The 21,088-nt window shown below is 66.4% G+C and carries 20 protein-coding genes; 6 read left to right on the forward strand and 14 right to left on the reverse strand.

Annotated features, from left to right (window positions below):
* The first annotated feature begins 487 nt into the window (after window positions 1-487).
* Window positions 488-2,584 (forward strand): elongation factor G, encoded by a 2,097-nt coding sequence (locus tag WG208_RS17615; protein WP_337172702.1) that lies wholly within the window; start codon window positions 488-490, stop codon window positions 2,582-2,584.
* Between the two features lie 231 nt (window positions 2,585-2,815).
* On the opposite strand, the gene thyX is transcribed toward WG208_RS17615, so the two are convergent.
* Window positions 2,816-3,583: an FAD-dependent thymidylate synthase gene (gene thyX, locus WG208_RS17620; RefSeq protein ID WP_337172703.1), complete on the reverse strand. Its 768-nt coding sequence runs from the start codon at window positions 3,581-3,583 to the stop codon at window positions 2,816-2,818.
* A gap of 76 nt (window positions 3,584-3,659) precedes the next feature.
* Between thyX and WG208_RS17625 the strand changes: the two genes are divergently transcribed.
* Window positions 3,660-4,166, forward strand: a complete 507-nt coding sequence (locus tag WG208_RS17625) for a MarR family transcriptional regulator (protein WP_337172704.1) — start codon at window positions 3,660-3,662, stop codon at window positions 4,164-4,166.
* Between the two features lie 240 nt (window positions 4,167-4,406).
* On the opposite strand, the gene WG208_RS17630 is transcribed toward WG208_RS17625, so the two are convergent.
* Window positions 4,407-6,059, reverse strand: coding sequence for an FAD-binding oxidoreductase (locus tag WG208_RS17630; RefSeq protein WP_337172705.1), 1,653 nt, complete (start codon window positions 6,057-6,059; stop codon window positions 4,407-4,409).
* Window positions 6,060-6,488: 429 nt separating this feature from the next.
* Here WG208_RS17630 and WG208_RS17635 point away from each other — a divergent pair, with 429 nt between their 5' ends.
* Window positions 6,489-7,571, forward strand: coding sequence for a phytoene/squalene synthase family protein (locus WG208_RS17635; RefSeq protein WP_337172706.1), 1,083 nt, complete (start codon window positions 6,489-6,491; stop codon window positions 7,569-7,571).
* Window positions 7,572-7,656: 85 nt separating this feature from the next.
* Here WG208_RS17635 and WG208_RS17640 read toward each other — a convergent pair whose 3' ends face one another.
* From WG208_RS17640 to WG208_RS17680, 9 genes are all read right to left on the reverse strand, one after another.
* Window positions 7,657-8,478, reverse strand: coding sequence for a hypothetical protein (locus WG208_RS17640; RefSeq protein WP_337172707.1), 822 nt, complete (start codon window positions 8,476-8,478; stop codon window positions 7,657-7,659).
* A 5-nt stretch (window positions 8,479-8,483) separates the two neighbouring features.
* The gene (locus WG208_RS17645; protein ID WP_337172708.1) at window positions 8,484-9,611 is read right to left on the reverse strand and encodes a hypothetical protein; all 1,128 of its coding nucleotides are present in this window, start codon (window positions 9,609-9,611) and stop codon (window positions 8,484-8,486) included.
* Between the two features lie 207 nt (window positions 9,612-9,818).
* Window positions 9,819-10,502: a zinc ribbon domain-containing protein gene (locus tag WG208_RS17650; protein ID WP_337172709.1), complete on the reverse strand. Its 684-nt coding sequence runs from the start codon at window positions 10,500-10,502 to the stop codon at window positions 9,819-9,821.
* Entirely contained in the window at window positions 10,499-10,681 is a 183-nt protein-coding gene (locus WG208_RS17655; protein WP_337172710.1) for a hypothetical protein, read from the reverse strand. The genes WG208_RS17650 and WG208_RS17655 overlap by 4 nt, the downstream gene beginning before the upstream one ends.
* Before the next feature lie 39 nt (window positions 10,682-10,720).
* Complete coding sequence (locus WG208_RS17660) at window positions 10,721-11,365, reverse strand: ribonuclease H (RefSeq protein WP_337172711.1); 645 nt, start codon at window positions 11,363-11,365, stop codon at window positions 10,721-10,723.
* Window positions 11,362-11,577, reverse strand: coding sequence for a hypothetical protein (locus WG208_RS17665; protein ID WP_337172712.1), 216 nt, complete (start codon window positions 11,575-11,577; stop codon window positions 11,362-11,364). Before WG208_RS17665 ends, WG208_RS17660 begins: the two co-directional genes overlap by 4 nt.
* 22 nt (window positions 11,578-11,599) lie before the next feature.
* Complete coding sequence (locus WG208_RS17670) at window positions 11,600-12,766, reverse strand: ArgE/DapE family deacylase (RefSeq protein ID WP_337172713.1); 1,167 nt, start codon at window positions 12,764-12,766, stop codon at window positions 11,600-11,602.
* A 2-nt stretch (window positions 12,767-12,768) separates the two neighbouring features.
* The gene (locus tag WG208_RS17675) at window positions 12,769-13,755 is read right to left on the reverse strand and encodes a hypothetical protein (protein ID WP_337172714.1); all 987 of its coding nucleotides are present in this window, start codon (window positions 13,753-13,755) and stop codon (window positions 12,769-12,771) included.
* A gap of 76 nt (window positions 13,756-13,831) precedes the next feature.
* Complete coding sequence (locus WG208_RS17680; RefSeq protein WP_337172715.1) at window positions 13,832-14,596, reverse strand: hypothetical protein; 765 nt, start codon at window positions 14,594-14,596, stop codon at window positions 13,832-13,834.
* 400 nt (window positions 14,597-14,996) lie between these two features.
* Between WG208_RS17680 and WG208_RS17685 the strand changes: the two genes are divergently transcribed.
* The 3 genes from WG208_RS17685 (at window position 14,997) to WG208_RS17695 (ending at window position 17,299) form a co-directional block, all read left to right on the forward strand.
* Entirely contained in the window at window positions 14,997-16,133 is a 1,137-nt protein-coding gene (locus WG208_RS17685) for a CoA transferase (RefSeq protein WP_337172716.1), read from the forward strand.
* 216 nt (window positions 16,134-16,349) lie between these two features.
* Window positions 16,350-16,820: an RNA polymerase sigma factor gene (locus WG208_RS17690; protein ID WP_337172717.1), complete on the forward strand. Its 471-nt coding sequence runs from the start codon at window positions 16,350-16,352 to the stop codon at window positions 16,818-16,820.
* Window positions 16,820-17,299, forward strand: coding sequence for a hypothetical protein (locus WG208_RS17695; RefSeq protein ID WP_337172718.1), 480 nt, complete (start codon window positions 16,820-16,822; stop codon window positions 17,297-17,299). Before WG208_RS17690 ends, WG208_RS17695 begins: the two co-directional genes overlap by 1 nt.
* A 172-nt stretch (window positions 17,300-17,471) precedes the next feature.
* Here the strand turns inward: WG208_RS17695 and lpdA are convergent, their stop codons facing one another.
* The 3 genes from lpdA to WG208_RS17710 form a co-directional block, all read right to left on the reverse strand.
* Window positions 17,472-18,884 carry a dihydrolipoyl dehydrogenase gene (lpdA, locus tag WG208_RS17700; RefSeq protein WP_337172719.1) on the reverse strand — a complete coding sequence of 471 codons (1,413 nt, stop codon included), beginning with the start codon at window positions 18,882-18,884 and terminating at the stop codon, window positions 17,472-17,474.
* A 17-nt stretch (window positions 18,885-18,901) separates the two neighbouring features.
* Window positions 18,902-19,903: a DUF72 domain-containing protein gene (locus WG208_RS17705; protein ID WP_337172720.1), complete on the reverse strand. Its 1,002-nt coding sequence runs from the start codon at window positions 19,901-19,903 to the stop codon at window positions 18,902-18,904.
* 484 nt (window positions 19,904-20,387) lie between these two features.
* A complete protein-coding gene (locus WG208_RS17710) occupies window positions 20,388-20,759 on the reverse strand; it encodes a hypothetical protein (RefSeq protein ID WP_337172721.1) in 372 nt (123 codons plus the stop codon).
* Between the last annotated feature and the right edge of the window lie 329 nt (window positions 20,760-21,088).

Here is a 21,088-nt window from a genome sequence, read left to right on the forward strand (position 1 = left end):
CTGGAACTACGGGCGCTGGAGAAACGGGAGCTGGACCCACGGTGAACCACGGGAGCTGGAACTACGGACCCGTAGGTCCCCGTGGTCCCAGCTCCCGTAGTTCCAGCTCCCGTAGTCCCAGCTCCCGTAGTTCCAGCTCCCGTGGTTCCAGCTCCCGTGGTTCCAGCTCCCGTAGTCCCAGCCCCCGTAGTTCCCAGCTTCCGTCCCCGCCGTAGTCTCTCCCCTTACCTCTTCGTACGGTCCACCTCGCTTGCCCCGCTTTTCCCCCGGTCGCAGGCTATGGGCGGCCCCCTGAGTGGGCCCACGACCCTCACTTCGGGGGGCCGCGACGTCCGACCCCTGCGGGTTCACCCCGCTCGTGACGTCCCGTGTGCGACGCCGCTCCGGCCCTCCGGGGCCCCCTTCGGGGCGCGTCGCCGGGTGGCCGCCACGCGGCGGGGACCCGCGCAACCCGTCCGCCGGACACCCGGCGATACGCGGAGGGACGATGCGCGAGTATGACAGCGCCGGCATCAGAAACATTGCCGTGGTCGGCCACGGCAGCAGCGGCAAAACCAGTCTCGTCGATGCACTCTGTTTTGCCGCCGGCTCCAGCAAGCGCCACGGCTCGATACGCGACGGCACCGCACTCACCGATCATCTCCCCGAGGAGATCGAACGCGGCTACTCCATCAGCCTCGGGTGTGCTTATGCGGAATGGATGGACAGCAAGATCAATTTCATCGACACGCCCGGCTCGCTGGATTTCCAGGGCGATGCCATTGCCGGACTGGCCGCGGCCGACGGCGCGCTCTGCGTGATCAGTGGCGTGAGCGGCGTGGAAGTCGGCACCGAACGGACCTTCCGGGCGGCGATGGCCAAGCAGGATCCCGTGCTGTTCGTGGTGTCCATGATGGACAAGGAGCATGCCGACTTCGATCGCATCTATCGGCAGATCAAGGAGCGGCTCTCGGCCAGGGTGATCCCCGTGGAAGTGCCGTGCGGGGAAGGCGCGGAGTTTCGCGGCGTGATCAATCTCTTCACGCAACGCGCCTACATGTACACGAACGGCGCCAAGGGTGAGTACGTGGAGCAGGACATTCCGGCGGAATGCCTGGAGCGGTTCACCCACTACCGACAGGAACTGATCGAAGCCATCAGCGCCACCGACGATGCGCTGCTCGAACGCTATCTCGAAGGTCAGGAGATCGATCGTGACGACGCCATTCACGGCATGAAGGAAGCGATGGCCCGTCTCGATCTCTTTCCGCTGTTTTGTGTGTCGTCGGAGAACATGATCGGCGTGCGGGCGCTGTTGACGGAGCTCGTGCAGCTCATGCCCAACGCGTGGGAGATGGAGGAGATTCACGCGCTCACGGGGGCCGAGGGGCACGAGACCGTGCAACTGCATGCCGGAGACGACGGTCCCTTTGCCGCGCTGGTGTTCAAGACCCTGTCCGAACCGCATGTGGGTGACGTGAGCTATTTCCGGGTGCTCTCGGGCCGGGTCGCCAACGGGCAGGACGTCTTCAACGCCACCCGCGACGGCGTGGAGAAACTCGGTCATCTCGCCGTGCCCAGTGGGCGTGAACGCACCGAGGTGGGCATGCTGCACGCCGGCGACATCGGGTGTGTCACCAAACTCCGCAACACGCACACCAACGACACGCTCTCCACGCGCGAACATCCCATCCGATTGCCCGCGGTCGAGTTTCCGGAGAGTGTGGTGCATTTCGCCGTGCGGGCCGCCACCCGGGGCGAGGAAGACAAACTGCAGCAGGGCCTGCATCGTCTGCACGACGAGGATCCCACGCTCACCGTGCACTACAATCCCGAAACCCACGAGACCATCGTGGGCGGCATGGGCGAGCGGCACCTCGATGTGGCGATGGCCGTGCTGCGCCGGAAGTTCGGCGTGCAGGCCGAACTCGCCAGACCGCGCATCGCGTATCGCGAGACCATCACCGCCAAAGCCGAAGGGCAGGGACGACACAAAAAACAGAGCGGTGGACGCGGGCAGTTCGGCGACTGCTGGATCCGCATGAGCCCCATGCCGCGCGGCGAAGGGTATCTGTTCGAGGATCGCATCGTCGGCGGTGTGATCCCATCCAAGTACACCCCCGCCGTGGATCGTGGCGTGCAGGAAGCCGCGGCGCGTGGGGTGCTGGCGGGATTCCCGCTCGTCGACTTCCGTGTCGAGCTGTACGACGGCTCCACGCACTCGGTCGACTCGAACGAGATGTCCTTCAAGATGGCCGGCATCCTCGCATTCAAGACCGTGGCCGCGAAGTGCCGGCCCGTGATTCTCGAACCGCTCGATCTCATCGAGATCACCGTCCGGGATGCCTGGCTGGGCGACGTCCTCGGCGATCTCTCCAGTCGACGCGGGCACATCCTCGGCACCAACACGGACGGGGATCGCACCACCGTGCGGGCCATCGTGCCGCAGGCGGAGTTGCATCTCTACGCCACGCAGCTGTTTTCGCTCTCCCACGGCGACGCGCACTTCTCACGGCGTTTCAGCGGCTACGAAACCGTCCCGCATGATGCCGCGCAGAGAGTCATCGCCGAACATGCCCGTGAGACGGAGACCGCCGAGGTGTAGAGAAGGGACCGTGGATCCGGGTGAGGTTCCGTGGCAAGTCACGGGCCACCTCGAAGACACAACGGCCCGCATCCGAGATGCAGCGCTCCGGATGCGGGCCGTTGTCGTATGTGGTCGACGTGGCGCGATGATGGTCCGCGGTCACACTCCGATCAGCACCCGCTCCGATCTCGATCCGATCCTGATGAAATCCTGAAGGAGTCCTGTGATGGGATCTCGAGCAGATTCCGATCAGACCTTGTGATACGTCAGTCGCGCGGCCTCGCGACGATCGGTCGCCATGTAGATCTCGAAATCACTGAAGAAGGCCGGCGCTTCGGCCATCAGCGTGCGCAGCACGGCCACCGCCATACGGCGGATTTCGAGCTCCGCACCCTCACTGGAGCGCAGCTCGAGCATGGTTCGCCACGCACGGGCGTTGGCGGTGACGACGATCTTGGTTTCCGTGCTGTTGGGTAAAACTCCGCGCGCGGCCTCGCGCGCCATCTTGCGACGATGCACTTTGTCGTCCACCCAGGCGTAGCGCGTCATGAGCGACTCCACGAGAGCGACGTAGCTTTCGAGCGCGGAAGTCACCTGGGCCCGCCATGCCGCCTCCAGTGGTGCGTCACCGATGATAGCCGGTGGCATCACGAACTGTGCGGCGCTCTCGTCGACATATCGTTGCGACAGCTGCGAGTACGCGAAACCCGCCCGATGCCGGACGAGTTCGTGCGTCAACGAGCGGCTGACCCCTTCGAGCAGCAGCGAATAATTCGCGTGCTCGAGGACACTGCCATGTCCCTGCTTCTTGATGTTCTCGAGGTATTCGCGCGTGGACCGTCCGGCCGGATTGCGCTGGCTCATGTAGCAGAGCCGGCCGGCGAATTCCGCCAGACGCTCGCCGTCCGTCGAGTCCCCGATCCACTGCACGGGCAGATGGGAAGGTTCGACGAACGTCGGACGGGCGAGCACCGTCACGGTGGGCTCGCGGAGAATCGCGGTGTCGGAGAGCGGCATCGGCAGGTACGGAGTGTCGGGGAGAGTGGTCGGATCTGTGCACGACCTTTCACGAACAATTCTAGCCTTTCGCGCAATGTCAGACCGTATCAGTGAGGCCACCGGCCTGCAGCAGGAGATCCAGCAGCGCCGTCCGTTCCGCTCCGTCGCCCAGGAGGCCGCGCTGGCGCTGCTGCGCACCGCGTCGGTGGTGTCACGCCGTTTCGCGCGCGTGGTGGAACCGGAAGGCCTGAGTATGGCCCAGTACAATGTGCTGCGCATTCTCCGCGGGGCCGGCGATGAGGGATTGCCCACCCTGGCCATCCGCGATCGCATGATCGACGAGGGGTCCACCGTGACCCGTCTGCTCGACAAGCTGGAAAGTGCCGGACTGGTGACCCGCGATCGCAGCCGCCCCGACCGGCGGCAGGTGCTCTGCCGCATCACCCCCCAGGGGCTGGCCATGCTCGATGCCCTCGATCCGATGATCGACGCAACGGATGAGTCCGTGACCGCCATGCTGACCGACGCCGAACGCCGCGTGCTGATCGACCTTCTGGCGCGGATCCGCACGGAACCGGACCCGGACCCGGGCGCCGACTGAGCGCCGTTTCGGGGCTTTAGGTCTTCTGGGATCTCAGGGATCTTTGGGATCTCCAGGGATCTTCGGGATCTTCAGGGATCTTCGGGATCTCCAGGGATCTTCGGGATCTCCAGGGATCTTCGGGATCTCCAGGGATCTTTGGGATCTCCAGGGATCTTTGGGATCTCCAGGGGTCTCCAGGATCCCCAGGATCTCCAGGATCTCCAGGAATCTTCCGGTCCCCCTCAGCCCTTCAGGTCTTCAAGCGGATTTCACCAGATCCAGCCGAAAGCGCTGCCACGCGCGCGTCCGCTCGATCTCGTCGAGCGCCGCGCGCACCGGCGGCGGGAGGGGCGGCGCGTCGGGGTCGTGCCGCAGCGTGCCGATCGGGTCCGGTGCCTCCCCGTGCGGCGTCACCTTGCACCCCGGATTCAGCACGCCCGCCGGATCGGCCGCGGCCTTGATGTTGGCAAACGCCGCCAGCGCTTCCGCGCTCCAGACACGGGGCAGCAGGGCGGCCCGCAGGCGGCCATCGCCGTGCTCACCGGCCAGCGTACCGCCCAGCCGGGTGGTGAGGTCGCACACGGTATCCAGCAGCCCGTGCACACGGTCCCGCCAGCCGCTCGCCATGGTGTCCACCAGCGGGTTGACGTGGGCGTGGGCATCACCGGCATGGCCGAAGATCACGCCGATGGTGTCGAAACGCCGCAGCGCCTCCCGCACGCCGCGGACGTAGTCGGGAAACCGCGCCGGCGGCACACAGCCGTCCTCGATGAACTGCATCGACCGGAGCCGGGGAGCGAGCTGAGAGAGAATCGGACTGGCGGCATGGCGCAGCGTCCAGAGGGCGCGCTCGGTCTCCCGGTCGGTGGCTACTGTCACGGAAACGGCGTTGTTTTGCCGACAAAATGCCGTCATCATCGCAGCATTTTGCGCGCATTCGTCCGCATTTTCGCCTTCGACTTCTGTCAACAACACGGCCTCCGCTTCCGGAGGCACGCCGGTCGGTCCACCACGCTCAGCCACGTCCAGAAACGTCCGGTCCAGCAGTTCGCAGGCCGAGGCGCCCGCGCCGAATGCCTCCACGGCACACGCCGAGGCCGCCTCCAGCGATGAGAAGGTCGCCATGATCGTGGCTGTGGCGCCGGCCGCCGGAATGAGCGCCAGCTCCACTTCGGTGAAGATCGCCAGCGTCCCCTCACTGCCCACCAGGAGGTCGATCAGGTGCCCGCCGTTCTGCAGGGCCGCGGCCACGCCATAGCCCGACGATTCCTTGCGCACGCCGGCATGCACCAGCGCGCGGACATCGCCGTGTGCGCCGATCTGCGTCAGCGCCGCCTGCAATCGGGTCACGGCGGGCGCGACAGGGAGTGGCCGATCGCGATGCACCCACGCCGAGGTGCCGTCGTCGAATACGCAGTGGAGACCCAGCACCCACGGCCGCATCGCCCCGAAGCGCAGCGTGCGGGCGCCGGCCGCGTTCGTGCCGACCATGCCGCCGATCGTGCAGAAGGCGCCGCTCGACGGGTCCACCGGAAACCGCAGCCCCTGCGCGCGCGCCTGGGCATCCACCGCTCCCCGCGTCGCGCCGGCGCCCACCCGGATGCGGCGCGCGTCCACGTCCACCGCGCCCACCTGCGTGAACCGGCTGAGGTCGACCACCACGCCCGCACCCACGGCGCCGGCGGCCATGCCGCTGCCCGATCCCCGTGGCATGAGCCCCGCGCCGGTCTGTTTCGCCCAGCGGGCCAGCAGACTCACGTCTGCCGTGTCCACTGGAACGGCGACCGCTGCCGGAAGACAGCGGGCAATGCCCGCGCCCTCGGCGTACAGTGCGCGCGCGATGAGGTCGGTGCGGAAAATGCCCCGGAACCCGTCGGGCAGGGGGAAGGGGAACGGTGCGTCGAAGGACATGGTCAGGAGCCGTGGCGTATCATGATCCTCACAGTATGTCACGGGATGCCAGCATGTGCCTGCGTCGATAAGACCAACGTCAGATGTCAGAGGTCAGAACTCAGACGGAGATAGGAAGCAGGAAGGAGGAGTCAGAAGTCAGAAATCCGAGCACTGGTGGTCGAGGGGGCCGTGGGCGCCACCGCTCTTCTGGCCGGGCCGCAGGCCGGGGCGCGTAGCGCCCCGTAAGACGCCGATCCTTCGCGTCTGCACTCAACCTGCGGGCGAAGTGCTCGGATCTCTGATCTCTGGCCGCTCCCTCCTGCTCCCTATCTCCGTCTGACTTCTGACTTCTGACCTCTGAGTTCTGATCTCTGACATCTGACCTCTCCGGGTAAAGCCAGAGAGTCCATCCCGTTATCTTCCCCGTTTCGCTCCCAGACCTCCGGAATGCCCGACGCTCTACCCCTCCCCCCAGCCGTTTCCGAAGCGGTTGCCGATGCGCTCACCCGTCGCGATGCCGCCCGCTTCTGCGAGGCCATCCTGCCGGCGGTGTCGCGCACGTTTGCCCTGGGCATCAAGGTGCTGCCGGGCGATCTGGGGCAGGCGGTGCTCGATGCCTACCTGCTGTGCCGCATCGCGGACACCGTCGAGGACGCACCGGGTATCGACCCCGAGGTGAAAGCGGGATTGTTCGACGACTTTCTGGCCGCGTTCGACCACGCCGACGCGCTCGCACGCTTCACGGCCGGTGTGCAGCCGCTCACGGGCGACCTCGCGCATCTGACACTCGCGAAGAACAGCGCGCTCGTCTTCGAACACTTCGGCGCCCTGCCGCACGACACGCGGGTGGTGGTGCGCCGGTGGGTGACGGAGATGGCTGTGGGCATGCGCAAGTTCGTGTTGCTCTATCCGCACGGCATCCGCATCCAGACGCTCGACGAGTACCGGGAGTACTGCTACTACGTCGCCGGCACCGTCGGGTACATGCTCACCGATCTCTGGCATGAACATTCGCCGAGCATCGGCACGCGGCGCCATGCGATCCTGCGCGAGCGGTGCCGCGCGTTCGCTGAAGCGCTGCAGACGGTGAACATCCTCAAGGATGTTGCGGTCGATGCGGAGAAGGAGAACTCGGTGTACGTGCCCGAGGAACTGCTCGAAGCAGAGGGCAGCACGCAGAGCCGCATCCTCGCTCCCGAACTGCTCGCCAGCAATCGCGCCGCGCTCACGCAGCTCATCCAACTGGCGTGGCACGATCTCGAGGAAGCGCGCGCCTATCTGCTCGACATTCCCCGGCGGGCGGTGTCCATCCGTCTCTTCTGCATTCTGCCGTTGCTGCTCGCCTATGCCACGTTGCGGGATCTCGTGCAGAGCTCGGCGATGCTGCAGCCCGGAGGATCGGTGAAGATCTCACGCCGTGAGGTGAAGTCGCTGCTGCTGACGGGCGCGATGCTCGCGATGAGCAACAGCGGCGTGCGCTGGCTCGTGGACCGCGTGCGTCGCCGCAGCTTCGAACTGACGTTCGCGTGAACGACTGCGGCTACGACGGCGGCTGCGGCCGCGCGTGAGCCCCGTGGCACCGCGCGCGGCCGTCCCGCACGCGGCGGCGCCGGTGCTACCAGTTGGTCCCGCCTTTGAGCATGCGATCGAGCAGTGAAGGCGGTTGTTCCAGACGGCCTTCCTGCGCTTCATCCAGCAGATACTCCACGCGGTTCTGCACGCGGGCCAGCAACGTGCGAAAACGCCGGCTCACAGAGCGCCAGGCGAACCAACTGCCCGCCGCAGCCACCGCGGTGAGCAGGGCCACCGTCGCCACCGCGAACCCCGGCACCACCAGGCCGAACACGAAGGCGGGAATCGACACCGCCGCGGCGAGCAGGAAGAACAACACGCTGAGCGCCACCGCTGACGTGCGCTCCGCGCCGCGGGCGCCCGACACCACGGCATCGAACCGCAGCACCGTCTTCGTCTCGTCCACCGGCGTGGCCGTGACCACGAGCTGATCGAGACGGACGAGATCGAAACGTCGCCCGCCGAGTCCCATGGAGCGCATGAAATTGCCCAGTGGATCACGACGGGGTTCGAGAATCAGCCGTTCGGCGGTGCGACGGATGGGCACCATGAGTTCGAGACGCGGCAACGTGGTTTCCAGATGACTCAGCAACGCGGCCGGTTTTCCCGACACCGTGCGCTGCGCGCTCACGATGGATGGCCCGAGCGACGACAGCAGCGGCCCCGTTTCCGGTTCGGCGAGCACGATCTGCGCGCGCTCCTCGGCGATGGCCTGCCGCACGTGCTGCACATCCAGCCCCACCTCCTTCGCGATCTCCAGCAGCCGTGCTTCGCTGATCGTCTCACCCGGCTCACTCGTGACCGTCTGCAACTCGGCCGCACGGGCCAGCACGCGCTCGAGCGCCGTTCTGGGCAGTTCACTCATGTCGTTCAGATGCCTCCGAGCACGATGTCGATCTGTCGACGCAGCGCATCACGCATCGTGGGCGACAGCGTGAAGGTGCGATCGAATGCCGCCGTCAGCGCGGTGCTGTCGGCCGAGGGCTCGATTTTCACACCGGCCTGCGTGAGATAGTATCGCTGATATCCGGCGAGCAGTTCGGGGGCGATCCGGCTCAGGACCATCGCGCCGCCGATCACCTGTGCGGCCGCCACCGCCCGATCGGCCACCCCCGCGCGCTGTTCGGCCGGCGTGACATTGTCGGCGATCACCGGCCCGACGATGGTGCCCGTGGCTTCGTGGGCGAGACCGAACAACGCCTCGGCCGCGTCTTCCACGCGCCCCGGAAAGGGCACCGCCACCATCGTGCGCTGCGTGCGGCCGGGACCGGTGCGCCCTTCACCACCCATGGGCAGCGACAGCAGCAGATCGCCCTGACGCTGTCCGGTGTTGTTGAGGAAGCGCTCGAACTTCATGCGATACTGCTGCTGCCACAGGCTGTCCACGGCGGTGATCACCGCACGGCGTTCGCGGAAAACCCGCAGATACTCGGCGTCGAAGAAACGCACGTTCTCGTCCTGCACGCTGCTGATGAACAGCCGGAGCCACTCACGATCGGCGGCACTCTGGAAGAGCGCGGCCAGTTGCGCCATGCGGCGTGCCGATTCCGCATCCGACGCCCGGCGTGGGTCGCCTTCGAACTGCAGAAAACGTTCGATCGTACCACGCATCTCGTCGAAGGAGGCATAGTCGAACGCCAGGAACTGCGCCGACAGATACCCGCCGCGCTGCAGGCCACGCGTCAGCGTTTCGCGATTGCCGTCGAGCGCGGTGAGCACGTTGCGTTTGTTCTTCTCCACCGTGAGCGAATCGCGATATCCCCGACGGTACAAGGGCACGACGGTACCCGTGTCGACGCTGAGCATCGCGAACGCATGCAGCCAGAGGTCCACGTGCGACAGCGTGCGTACGGGCCACCGGATCTGCTGGGCCGTCTGTTGTTGTGGCGACTGTGGTGGTGCTTTCTGCGCCCCCGCCCACCCACCGGCCCCCAGGAGAGGGCCGGCCGCCAGCGCACCCACGATGACGCCTGTCAGGGCGGGCATCGTCGGTGCCATCGTGAACCGAAGGACGGCACGCGTCAGCCGGCCAGGCGACCATGGGGTTCCGGGGGAAATTCGCGGGGTTCCGAACATGGTCTCAATACACGCAAGGCCGGTCAGCGGATTCAACCCGCAACCGGCCTCGTGATCGTGGGCGGAGATTCCGCCTGTCGACGGGCGATTCCCTCGACGGGCGATTCCGTCTACGGGTGTCCCGCCGATTCAGCTTCCGCGACCGCAGGTCACGCAGTAGCGCCAGTGTGCTTCCAGCTCGGTGCTGCAGGCCTGACACTGCCGCTTGGTGAGATCCATGCCGCAGTGCGGGCAGTAGGTGATCTTGCGGTCCCCCGGAAGCTGGCTGTCGCAGTAGCGGCAATGCGCATGCACGGCGCGACTGCCGCGGGCCGGTGTCACGCGCCGGACATTGGCGAGACCGCCGCCGGCATCCCTCTTGGCATCACCCTTGGCATCACCGGCGCGGCTGGCGGATTGGTCCGACGGCGCCGGAAACAGCTCCAGAGCCTGGGTCGGACGACCGCTCGCCGTCGTTCCCGAGGCCGCACCCGACACATCGCCCAGGCGCAGGGATGTCGTGGCCCACTCGCGCACGAGAGCGAGCGTCGGCGACGGAAATGCGAGGGCCTGCAGACTGGCCTGCTGGAGACCCGGATCGGTCAGCACATACCCCCGTTCGCCCGACACGAGACGCAGCAGCGTCGTTTCGAAGGCATCCGGACCGCTGTCGGCCATTTCGCGACGCACGTCCCGATAGGGGAGCAGACGCTCCTCGAGATCGGTCAGCGTGAATCCCTGTGACAGCAGCTGCGGAAACTGCGTCCGCACCGTGCGGGAGAGACGAAAAGCGAGGCGATCGAGATCGTCCAGCGAACGGGCAACGACGGTCACTTCGTGTCGCCCGTGCCGTAGCGCTTGTCCACGTCGTTGCCCATGCGCTCACGCGTTTCCCCGCCGATACGGTCGACGAGGCGTTCCGCCACGTTCTTGTCGTGCTGCTGGGCGTCTTTCCAGCCATAGCCGTAGCCGATGGCAACGCCGATCGCGAGGATGAAAAGGAACTTGAACATGAGCGTCGGAGGTGAAACCGACGCGCCTGCGCCGGTCAGCTATTGTTCCAGACGCGAGACCGGAAGAGGGGGTAACGGCGGCAACGCGGAAGCTGGCACGAACTGTTCCGCCCTGGGAAATGGCGAGAGCGGCGTGGCCCCTTTCCCCCTGGCCTGCTGGTCCGCCCACCAGGATTCGAACTGCGAGACCACCAGACCGTCGGAATGGTCCTGATTGGTGGCGGCGCGGATGGCCAGATGATTGGCATACTCGTTCTGCGGATGCCCCGCATGCCCCTTCACCCAGGCCCACTGCGTCTGATGCGGAGCGATGGCCGCCACGGCCTGCTGCCACAACTCCACATTCTCCACGGCCCCGTCTTTGCGACGCCAGCCGCGGGCCATCCATCCGCGTACCCAGCTCGACATGCCGTCCACGATGTACCGCGAGTCGGTGGTGAAGAGCACCGACAACCGGTTCCCCTTGCGCGACATGGCCTGGAACGTGTCGATCACCGAACGCAGCGCCATGCGGTTGTTCGTGGTGTCGGGTTCCGACGCCCAGAGATCGAACCGTGTGACGCTGCCGTCGTTCCTGCGGAATTCGATGAGCGCGCCGAGTCCGCCCGGCGTGTCGCCGCTCCGGCCGTTGCCCAGGCACGATTCGTCCGCGTAGACCGCCACCAGTGGATGCTTCGCGCTCATCGCACGGCCTCGATCGCATCGAGTTCGTCGAGGATCAGTTCCAGGCGATGTCCCGTGCTCGGATGACGGGCCACGATGATCTCCCGGCCCTGTTCGATGCGCAGGCGCTCGGGGATCACGACGTATTCGGTGCCGCGCCGCATGATGGTCAGACGCGTGCCGTCGACGATGGCGCGCTCGAGTTGGTCGTACTGCGTCGTGGAGAGCTGCATCCGCACAACTTAGTCGATGGCGTCAGGCCTTCCGTTCCAGCCCCCACGTGGCGCAGACCTGCTCGAGCACCGTCACGGCCTGTTCGATCTGGGCGATCTCCACCCATTCGGTGGCCGAGTGGGCGCGGGCAATGTCTCCCGGCCCGAAACAGAGCGCCGGGATGCCCGCCTCCGCGAAGAGGGCCGCGTCGGTCCAGCACGATAGCCCTTCGATCGTGCCCGGCAGGCCGTGCGCCTGCGCAGCCGCGACCACCGTGCGCACCAGGGGCGCCTCGATGGCCAGGTCGAGCGGCGGCTGCGCACAGGCCAGCGTGGCCCGGGCGCGGAAATCCGGTCGCGCCGCCTCGAGCGCCTCGATGGCCGTCTGCACTTCGGCCAGAGCCTGCGCGCCCGTCTCGCCGGGCACCGTGCGCCGCTCGATGCGCACATCGCAGCGGTCGGCATAGGTGGACCATCCCGTGCCGCCGCTGATCATGGCGGCATGCAGGGACGCCCGCCCCAGCAGCGGATGGGTGCGCGCGACCAGGGTGTCGTGTTCGAAGCGATCGAGTGCGGCGATGAGCAGTGCCGCATGCCGGTTGGCATCGATGCCTACATCGTACCGGCTGCCATGCGCCGCCCGTCCGTCGACGGCGACGTCGATCCAGGCAAATCCCTTGTGTGCCGGCACCACCGCAAGACGGGTGGGTTCGGTGATGATCGCACCCGTGCCGCGCAGGCCGTCGGCGAGCAGGGCGCGCGTGCCGATGGACGCATACTCCTCATCACACACCGCGGCGATGATGACCTCACTGTGCAGCGTTCCCCGCGCCGCCGCACGCGCCGCCGCCACACACATCGCCGCGATCCCGGCCTTCATGTCGGTGGCGCCACGCGCGTACAGATTGCCGTGGCTCGTCACCGGCACGAAGGGCTCGTGGGTCATGCCTTCGACGCCCACGACATCGAGATGCCCATTGAGAATGAGCGGTGAGCGTCCGATTGGCCCGATGCGCGCGAGCACGTTGGAGCGCCCCGGCGTGACATCGCTGATGGAGACCGCGAATCCCCAGCCGCTCAGGATCGACGCCAACAACTCCGCACAGCCCCGTTCACCCGGCGCGCCGGCAACGAGCTCCGGGTTTCGCGAGTCGACGGCGACGAGCGCCTCGGTCAGTGCAACGGCATCGAGCGGGAATCGGGAGTGCACCCTTACAGTCTAGGCGACGGCGCCCCGACCCGCACCCCGTCGCGGGCGACCCGCCAGGACAGGACCGCCCCCAGCGTGGCGGCCGCAGCCTGTATCCGTGGCGCATGGTCCACCGGCGAACAGACGAGCACGCTTCCACCTCCGCTCGCACCCAGGGCCTTGAAGCCCGTCGCGCCGGCTTCGCGTACGCGGGCTTCGAGCGCGTCGATGCGGTCGGTGGTGATGCGCGGGTGCAGGGACCGCTGATGATGCCAGTGCTCGTCGACGAGGGCGGCCAGCGTGGCCAGGTCGCTACCGACAAGCGCGTCGCGCATGCCACGGGCCAGCACGGCCATCCGGTCGAGCGCCGCCACCACCCGCGGGACGCGGTCGCGATAGGCATCGAGCACAGCCGTGATCGTTTCGCCCGAAATGCGCGATTCCCCCGTGTACACCACCGTGAGGCAGCGCTCGAGGTCGTCCACGCAGCGATCGGTGAGCGGCAGCGGTTCGGCGTGGTTTTCCGCGGCGAATGTGAGGGCCAATGCGCCGCCGAACGCCGCCGCATAGTGGTCCTGGAACCCGCCGGCCACGCCGAGGTCCTCCGCCTCGACACGCCGGCTCTGCTCAGCCAGCTCGGCCGGATCGGCGGACGTGCCCTGGAGCCGGGCGATCGCCGCGGCCAGCGCGACCCCCACCGACGACGAACCACCCAACCCTGCGCCGATCGGGAAATCGCTGTGAATGGCGACGTGGGCGTGCGTGATGCCTGCCCGCCGGAGCGCCGCTGCGGGCAGCGGCTCGGGACAGGGTCCGGGATCCGACCCGAGACACGACGATCCCGCCGACGCGGCGGTCGGCGGGATCGTGAGGGTGACGGTGGCCCGTCGTTCGATGGCGAGATTGCAGACGAATCCGCCCCGTTCCTCCGGATACGGCGGAACGTCGGTCCAGCCCCCGCCAAAATCGAGGCGGGTGGGTGCCGAGGCGATGATCGTGTAGCCGATCATGGAGCGATCAGGCTGTGTCACAGCGGGATCACGCAGCGATCGTGCAGTTGATCATCGGAACGACACCCGCTCCGGACTATTTCTTCTTTGCCGGGGCTTTCTTGGCGGGAGCCTTTGCCGGCGCCTTGGCCACCTTCGCCGGTGCCTTGGCCGCCGACTTTGCCGGGGCCTTGGCGGGTGCCGGGGCCTTCGCCGGCGCCTTGGCTACCGGCTTGGCCGGCGCTTTGGCGGCCGGAGCCGGTTTGCCGGCCGTCTTGGCCGGTGCCTTGGCGGCAGGCGCCGGGGCCTTTGCCGGAGCTTTGGCTGGGGCCGCGGCGGGCGGTGCCTTGGCCGCAGGTGCTGCCTTGGCCGGTGCCTTCTCGGCCTTCGCCTCGACGCCCTTGCTTTCCGCCTTCGGCTCGGCCTTGGCTTCGGCAGGCTTGGCGGCGGGCGGCTTGGGGGTGGGCTTGGGCGGCGGCGGCGCGAAGTTCACCTTGTCCGACGGCTTCTGCGGCTCGATGCGCATGGCGGCACGGGCTTCCAGCGCGGCCTCGGCGGCGGCGGCGGGAGCGGCGACGGCCTTGGGCATCTGACCCAATGGAACCGGCTTCGGCGGCGGCGCCTTGGGTTCGGGCTTGGGTAGCGAGCCGTGTTTGGCGATGTATGCCGCCTCGGCCTGCTGAATCAGGACATCGGCCTCGTCCTGGTTCATCTGGCCGCGCCGCACCATGTAGTTGATGAGATCGCGGGCGCTCTCGATGACAAACGCGCTCAGGCCCGCCGCGGCGCCCACGACATCGCGCATGGCACCGGACATGCGGCTGCCCGCCTCGAGGCTGATTTCATGGGCCCGCTGCGCCATCTCGGCTGCGGTGTCCCGAGCGTCGGCCGCTCGATGCCCCGGTCCCCGGCGGGGAGCCGGACCCGAAGGAGGGGCGTCGCCTTCCGCCTGCGTTTCGTCGTCAGCCTGTGGTAAATCGGCCATGGGTGGAGCGCGCTCCGTCCGCCTGACATTGTAGGGAGAGGTGGTCGCTGGGCGAGCGGCGACGGCAACTGCCGGCACCGCCGCGTGGTCCGCGTCCACCAGAACGGGGGTAACTATATGATTTTCAGTGATCTACGCAAGGTATTCGCACGTGCTTTGCGAGGCCATCTCACATATAATGCACAGAGGCGAGGTCGAACGGAGCCGGGACGTGCCGGCGCGATGCTCCTACTTCTCCCATGGTTGTAAGCCATTTTAAAGACACAAAAGAGACAGTATGAGCACAGATAAGCTTCAAGGGCTCAAGGTGCTCGATCTATCCAGAGTCCTTGCCGGTCCATATTGCACCATGATGCTGGGCGACCTCGGCGCTTCCGTCATCAAAGTGGAACGACCGGGAGCGGGCGACGACACCCGTGGATGGGGGCCGCCGTTCGACGCGCAGGGGCAGTCGGCGTATTTTCTTTCCACAAATCGCAACAAACTCTCGCTCGCCGCCGACTTCCGCGATCCCGCGGATCTGGAGCTGGTGCTGCAACTCGCCCGCGAGGCCGATGTCATCATCGAGAACTATCTTCCGGGAGCACTGTCGCGAAACGGAATCGATGCTGATTCGCTGATGGCGCAAAATGAACGATTGATATGGTGTACCATCTCCGGGTTTGGCCCACAAAGCATGCGACCGGGTTACGATTTTGTCGCGCAGGCCGAATCCGGGTGGATGTCCATCACTGGAGAGCCCCACGGAGAGCCCATGAAAGTGGGTGTGGCCGTGGTCGACGTCATTGCCGGGAAGGATGCCGCCATCGGCATTCTCGCGGCCCTGGCAGCCCGGGATCGGGCCTCCGCACACGGAGAGCGCCTGGCGCCGGCCGAAAGGCGGGTGCACGTCACCCTGGCCACGTCGGCGCTGGCGGCGCTGGTCAATGTCACCCAGAACGTGCTCGTGTCCGGCGCGCCCGCCCGGCGCTGGGGCAACGCCCACCCCAACCTCGTTCCCTATCAGTTGTTTCACGCCGCCGACCGTTCGCTCGTCATTGCGGTGGGGAGTGACGGACAGTGGAAGCAGGCGGCCATCGCGCTCGGGCTCACGGTACTCGCGGACGATCCGGCGCTGGCCACCAATGCCGGTCGATTGGCGGCACGTGACCGCGTCGTGACAGCGATCGACGAGTGCGTGCGTGTTGCCCCCGCGCAACACTGGGTGGATCTGCTCGATGCCGTGGGGGTACCATGCGGTCTCGTCCGTACGGTGCAGGAGGCGTTGAGTGATGTCACCGCATCGGCACGCACGGGTGTTCCTCCGCTGTTGAATGGTCGTGTTCGCTTCGATCCGCCCCGATTGGATGAGCACGGTGTCACCATCCGGGAAAAACAGTGGAGTTTGTTCGACATGCTGCCGATACTGGAGTGAGGACGTGTGTGACTTCCTTGTTGCCGATTCGTCTTTTGCACGAGAAGACCAGCATGTTTGGCTCGATCTCGCTTGGCAGGGGTGTCAATCCAGTGACAGCGGCGTTATCCTAGCGCCGTGCACATGACGGAATCCCCGCAGCTCCCGCCGAACGACGTCGATTCGGACCAGGACGTCATCGCCCGCATTCTTGCGGGTGATCGCGACGCCTTCGCGATGCTGATCGGCCGCTACAGTGATCCGCTGTATCGGCATGCTCTCGGAATGACGGGCAGCCCCGACGTCGCCGAGGACATTCTCCAGACGTCGTTCATCAAGGCCTTTCACCATCTCGGTGAAGTCCGTGGACGATTCGACGCCTGGCTGTTCCGGATCGTAGCCAACGGATGCAAGGACTGGCTGAAGAACATTCGGCGCACGCATCTGAGCTACGACGAAGATGATCAGCCGTCCGGCTATGCGACGCCCGACGAGGATCTGGACCGCACGGAATTGCGTCAGGACCTCGATGCCGCGCTCGCGCAGTTGGCACCGTCACTTCGGGAAGCGTTCATCATGAAGCACGTGGAAGGACGCTCCTACGAAGAAATGGCGGACCTGTTGGGGACCACTGTTGGGGCACTGAAGATGCGCGTGCATCGGGCACGCGAGGCGCTTCAGGCCCTGCTCGAGGAGAAATACGCCTGATGCTCAACCGTCACGAAGCACACGACGAACTGAACGCGACGAATCGCGAACTGTCGCGCGATGTCGCGCCGCACGCCGATCGTCCGTTGGCCGATCGCGAAGTGCCGCTGCCGGGCCTGAGTGCGGCGACCGGCAACGCCGATGTCATCCACCAGTGGCTCGATGGCGAGGCGGCCGAGGCCGATGCCCGCCGCGCCGATGCCCGCCAGGTGGAGTTCTGGAAGCGGGTCGACAGCGATGCGGATCGTCTCCGCCGCATGAAGACGCCCGCGCATGTCGCGGCCAACATCATGGCCGCGCTGCCGCCGGTCGCCGTCGAGACGCGTGCCGCAACGGCCACCGTCGCCGCCACGGCCGCCGACGTGAGCACCACCGTGCAGAATGCCACGAGCGCCACGAAGGCCTCGTCGGGCAAGACCGCGCTGGTCGGCGCGCTGATGCTGGCCCTCGGCATTCTCATCGGCCGCATGATCTTCTGAGTACCGGCATCACCCGGTACGACAAAGGCCCGCGCAGAAGCGCGGGCCTTTTGTTTTCTTGTGATCCGGGTCGCCACGACCCACTGCTCATGGCCCGTCACCCACCACCCGGCTGTTCACCCCCGAACTCACGATCCCGGAACCCGGGACCGTCGTGCTTCACTACCGTGCCTCACATGTGAATCGCCCGCCCGATCGCACTGAGCGCCGCTTCCTTCACCGTCTCGCTCAGCGTCGGATGGGAATGCACCGTGATGCCGATGTCCTCGGCGCTGCCGCGATACTCCATCGCCAGCACCACTTCGCTCAGCAGATCGGCCGCGTTCGGTCCGATCATGTGCGCCCCCAGGATCTCGTCGGTGTCCTTGTCCACCACGAACTTCACGAAGCCCTGCGTCTCGCCCATGGTGCGCGCGCGGCCGTTCGCGCTGAACGGGAACTTGCCCACGCGATAGGCGCGGCCGCTGGCCTTCACTTCCTGCTCGGTGAGTCCCACGGTGGCCACTTCGGGCCAGGTGTACACGATGCCGGGCATGATGTGCTGGTGCATGTGCACCGGCTTGCCGGCGATGACTTCCGCGGCCACCACGCCTTCTTCTTCCGCCTTGTGCGCGAGCAGCTTGCCGCCCGTCACGTCGCCGATGGCATACACGCCCGGCAGATTGGTGCGCTGCTGGTCGTTGACGGCGATCTCGCCGCGCTGGCCCAGCGTGAGGCCCAGCGCCGCCGCATCCACGCCGGACAGCGACGGCTTGCGTCCCACGCTCACGAGCACGTAGTCGGCATCGATGCTGGAGGCTGCGCCGTCCTTCTCCACGTGAATGGTGACGCCATCGGCACGCATATCGGCGCCGGTCACCTTGGTGCCCGTGTGAATCTCGAGTCCCTGCTTGCGCAGGATCTTGTCGGCTTCTTTCACGAGGTCGTCGTCATTGCCGGGCAGGATGGTGGGGGCATACTCCACCACCGTCACCCTGGCACCCAGGCGACGCCATACGGAGCCGAGTTCGAGGCCGATCACCCCGCCACCCACCACGATGAGGTGTTTCGGCACTTCGGGGATCTGCAGCGCCCCCACGTTCGACAGCACGCGCTTCTCGTCGAACGGCAGGAACGGCAACTGCACCGGCACCGAGCCCGTGGCGATGATGACCGACTTGCCCTGCCACGCGGTCACGTTGCCATTGGCGTCCTTCACTTCGATCACATTGCCGGTCTTCAGCGTGCCGAAGCCTTTGGCCCACGTGATCTTGTTCTTGCGGAAGAGGAACTCGACGCCCTTGGTGTTCTGTGCGACCACGTCGTTCTTGCGCGCCATCATCGTGGCGAGATCGACCGCTGCATTATCGACCTTGATGCCGTGTTCCGCGGCGTGGAGGCGCAGCCATTCGTAGTGTTCCGACGACTGCAGCAGCGCCTTGGACGGAATGCACCCGACGTTGACACAGGTTCCGCCCAGCGTGTTGTCGGCTTCGACGCAGGTGACGGAGAAGCCCAGTTGGGCTGCACGGATGGCGGCCACATAGCCACCGGGGCCTCCGCCGAGGACAACGACGTCGGCGGTCTGAGGAGTCGGGGAAGTCATGTGCGGAAGATAAACGGCTAGGCGGCGGCGCGAAGGAAGCGTCGGGCGAGGTTGGCAATGGTCATGGGCGACGACCCTTCGTAGCGATTGTTGGCGATGACGAAGATGGTCGTGGCGTGTCCGACAGCGCGTTCGATCAGGGCGAGCAGGTCGTCCTGTCCTTCGGGGAAGGGGTCCTGGAGGCGGTCGTAGGGTGCGAACGCTTCCACGGCATCGTTGAACGTGCGTCCCGGACGCAGCAGAGCGCGGGCCACCGTGAAATCGGTGGTCAGCGCTTCGTCGTGCAGAAGCTGATCGCCGATCGTAGGCATGCGGGTCCACGAATTGAAGACGTGGGCGACACCATGCGCGCGCAGCACCGCGAAATAGGGAGCGGCGAGATATTCGGGCGAGCGGATCTCCACGGCGTATCGTGGACCACGCGGCAGAGCGCCGAAGAACCGGTCGAGGCGTTCCGCGAACGTGTCCACCCCGAGATTGACGTGGCGGGGAATCGCTTCGAATTCGAAGAGAAAGACCCCGGCATGATCGCCCAGGTGTTCGACCGAGGGCCCGATCACGGTGTCCACGCAGAGTGCCGCGTCGAGCCAGTCGGGGTTGGCGCCATTCGGACCGGTGGGGCGTTGCGGAACCAGAGCCTGATGTCGCGGGCTGCCCAGGGCATACGAAGTGATCTGGTCCCATACCTTCATCACGAGCGGAAAGCCCGCCGGGAGCGCGGCGCGGTACTCCTGCAGCGTCTCGGGTGACGGGGGCCGGTAGAAGAAGGAGTCGACGCCCACGGTGCGGAACAACGGGCAGCGGGCGTATTCGGCGAGCATGGCCGCGGTCGCGCCGCTCTTCGGATAGCTGCGGCGGTAGATGAGACCCGTCCACCCCGGATAGGTCCAGCTCGAGGTACCGAACCGCACGCCCGGAGGCAGCGCCGCTGCCAGGCTGGCCGCTTCCTGCAGGTACTGTTCGCGGCGGTCGAGCGGTTCGTCGAAGAGGGAACCCTGGAGATCATCCGGCATGGTCATACCGGAAAAATGGGCTGTTCAGGGGGGTTCGTGTCTTCCGGGAGGCGCCGCGGCCGGATTCGTGCCCGGACGACTGGCTATTGGGCGGGCCACACGCGCGCGACTGGCTATTGGGTGGGGCGAAAGTTTGAGGGGCGCCCTGCGGGCGCGATACCGGCAGGATGAACCGCGGATAAAAGCAGGATGGTCCGGTGTGGGGTGCCGGCGATGTCGCGTTTCGGATACATGGGGATTTTGAGGATTGAACTACGGGAGGAACAACGGTCAGGCTGGAGCTGCGACCGCTGTTCTCGCAGTTCAATTTCAAAAAGCCAGACGGTCTCCAACGCGGCATCCTCGCCGCCCGCACGGGACCAATCCTGCTTTTATCCGCGGTTCATCCTGCCGGTATCGCCGCCGCAGGCGGCCCCCAAAATGATCGGGACGCGCCCAGAACCCGCCGCCTACGCAATGAACCAGGAGCGGGCCGTCGCGAGATCCGCGATCAGAAAACCTGATCCGGGTGTTCCGGACCCGCCTCGAGTTCTCCATGCGCAATCACCTCACCAGAGGCATTTCGGCGCCACCATCGACCCATGAGACGGTCACTACGTACTCGTGCGTCGAACAACAGCTGCGCGCTCTCCACGAGGCCCACCAGCGCGCGGGGCGCGCCGTCGAGCAGGTGTACCGGCTGCGGTGCGGCGTCGGCCATGGTGATCGTGAGTCCGAACAGCGGCACGGTCGTGCCGGTCGATGACGACACTGTTTCCGATGGATCCAGCGAAAATGCCGTGCGCTCACCGCCTTCCTCGGCAATCAACGCCCCCCGCCAGGGTCGGGAGAGTGAAAGCGGAGCGGGCGAAAGCGGAAGCATCGGAAAATCCTGTCTCGGGGTGATGAAGTCATCTATGAGACACCAAGAGCACGCTCAAGGTTCGGAAGCACTCCCTGAATCCGCTCGATGGCGCCAACTGTTACCACGCGGTGACGCGCGCACTGTGATCCCGGGCCCTTGGCAAGCCAGGCCCTCTTCGTACATTGAGCACGACGAACCGACGGTCGCACGGAGGCTGTCACTCCCGCGGCACGCGTGACGCGCGTCGTGTTCCCTGCGTCTTCAGAGCGATGGCCTTTGGCGACAGCCTCTGGCTCTGCTCCGGAATGATCGTCGGCAGCGGCTCCAATCCTCGCATTGAAAACGCA

The organism is Gemmatimonas aurantiaca, from assembly GCF_037190085.1.
GTDB lineage: Bacteria > Gemmatimonadota > Gemmatimonadetes > Gemmatimonadales > Gemmatimonadaceae > Gemmatimonas > Gemmatimonas aurantiaca_A.